This window comes from Petrocella sp. FN5, assembly GCF_029210395.1.
Taxonomy (GTDB): Bacteria; Bacillota; Clostridia; order Lachnospirales; family Vallitaleaceae; genus Petrocella.
Genome location: NZ_JARGDP010000149.1, coordinates 1 through 2,018, shown reverse-complemented (window position 1 = coordinate 2,018; position 2,018 = coordinate 1). Strand labels below are relative to the sequence as shown.

Here is a 2,018-nt window from a genome sequence, read left to right as displayed (position 1 = left end):
TTACTGTTCAGAGGTTAGCTTGAACTAAATAAGTCGATGGTTTAGACTGATTCGTGTCAAAACCATCGACTTTTCTTCATCCAAATGCTTTGGATACTCTGTCGAATATATTCGTTTCTTCTTTTTGCCGCATCATAACTAGCATGCTCATGCATTGGCAGAGATAATCGATGCTCTCTTGACTCCTGAATGACATAGCCTGCGCCTGTTTCCTTTTATAACTTCGAAGCAATCTTTCGGCTTCATTGTTTGTTGTGGGGACTTTGCGATTATGAAGAAACAGAAGGTGATTCGCCTTATATTTCTTCATTCGCAGGTATAGATTATATCCATCCCTATAATATGTGCTTGGAGGTATGTATTCATATTCTTCTGTTGCCTTTTGAAGAATCATGTCATATCTACCTTCGAACTCAGATATTTTCTTCGGAGCGCATTCTCTTTCGGGTGGAAGTTCATTCCTGTAATGGATCATTTCACGTATCAAGGAATGCATCTTGATATTCCAAGTTCGTTCAGATTCATTATCAACACTGTCCTTTAAGTAACGAAGGACATGGGCCAGACATTCCTGATGATCCGTGCCATAACGAAAAAATGTTCTTTCATGATCATGCACAAGAATCCCCTGATAGTCTTCTGTCGGTGTGCCTTTAACTCCTTCGTGCCCTTTTTTCTCACGTGCAAAATACATGGCTTTTCCATCTGGAGTTGCACAGATAAATACATATGCGCTTTTTCCGTTTACTTTGGCGTTGGTACAATCTGTATGCATGACCGGAGACAGAAGCATATCAGCAAATAGTGCTTTTCTATCCTGCTCTGATTTCTTTGCAAATTCTTTACAGAGATTATTAATCATGCCCTTGGAGATGTTGAGTTTTCCATCGGTTAAGTCAGACAGAAACTTTCTGCTTTTATCAATCGAGGTGCAACACTCATTATTCAAAAGGAACAGGAAGGCTTTAATGCTTCCATCGTAATTAACATCATTGACAACACCTGGTGGAAAGTTGGCATGACACCGTTCACCTGTTTTGGCATTGTAATAAACATCCGCATGATATTCTGTTACATCCAATAGCAAACGTATTCTCACCTGCTGCTTTACAATCGTTTTTGATGTCTTTTTAAAATCAGAATCATCAAGAATTTCCTGTGGCGGAAGTAGTAGGATGGGTTCGGAAGTTGGAATCTGCTTTTTTCTACAATGTCCCTTATGCCCTGGCTGAGCGCCAGGTCTTCTTCCTGTCTTTTCCCTACTATTGGTTATCTTCTTATGTCTGATTGATTTAGATGAGGGTAGTGAAGAGTTTTCATAATCACGATTGATTTGTGCTGTTAGTTTAAGATTTTTTCCTCTTTCTATTTCCAAGTCTGTTTCGATGGCATAGATTGTTTGTCTTTGTTCTGTTACTTTATTCAGCGCATCATCACGCTGTCTCTCTGCTTTTAATAGCTTTTTTTCTAACCGTTTATTTTCCTTTTCTAGTTTTGCCTCTTTTCGATTGAGCTCTCTTTGAAGTTCCTCAAATATTTCAAACCATTGGTTCCGAATGGTGATGACTTCACAGTGGGACCGGCTGAGTTCTAATTCTAATGTTTTGATTTGGCGCTCCAAAGCCCTCACTTTCTTGTAGTGATCCTCTTTGAGCTTTACATATTTATGACCTGACTTGAAGGCCCTGATTTGTGATGTAGCTGCTTTTAAACGATATTCAAGAGATGTAATCAATTCAAAGGAGGGGTTCATGTTATTGGCCTTTCTACATGGGAAAATTTTTAAGCATTCGTTCTATTAAGTGTTTTAATTCAGCGTTGTTATCCATGAGTGTCTGAATCATGTCATTTTGCGATTCAATGAGTTCATTTTTTAAGCTAACTTCCTGTTGAAGACTTTCTACAATCTTATCACGAAGAGCAATCTCATTCTCTAGATCTTTGTTCATATCAATCCTCACTTGCTTTTTAAAAAATTATATCAGAAACCCTTAAAATAAGCGAATTTCTCCATTATT

At 38.1% G+C, this 2,018-nt stretch carries 2 protein-coding genes; both read right to left on the bottom strand.

Going from position 1 to position 2,018, the window contains the following annotated elements:
- Positions 1-76 precede the first annotated feature (76 nt).
- Complete coding sequence (locus tag P0N36_RS15085; protein WP_275843705.1) at positions 77-1,753, bottom strand: IS66 family transposase; 1,677 nt, start codon at positions 1,751-1,753, stop codon at positions 77-79.
- Between the two features lie 13 nt (positions 1,754-1,766).
- The gene (locus P0N36_RS15080; protein ID WP_275843703.1) at positions 1,767-1,949 is read right to left on the bottom strand and encodes a hypothetical protein; all 183 of its coding nucleotides are present in this window, start codon (positions 1,947-1,949) and stop codon (positions 1,767-1,769) included.
- Positions 1,950-2,018 lie beyond the last annotated feature (69 nt).

What these genes read in the sequence shown, in the direction of transcription:
- P0N36_RS15085 (WP_275843705.1), bottom strand. Translation starts at nt 1,753, where the DNA reads ATGAACCCCTCCTTTGAATTGATTACATCTCTTGAATATCGTTTAAAA.
- P0N36_RS15080 (WP_275843703.1), bottom strand. Translation starts at nt 1,949, where the DNA reads ATGAACAAAGATCTAGAGAATGAGATTGCTCTTCGTGATAAGATTGTA.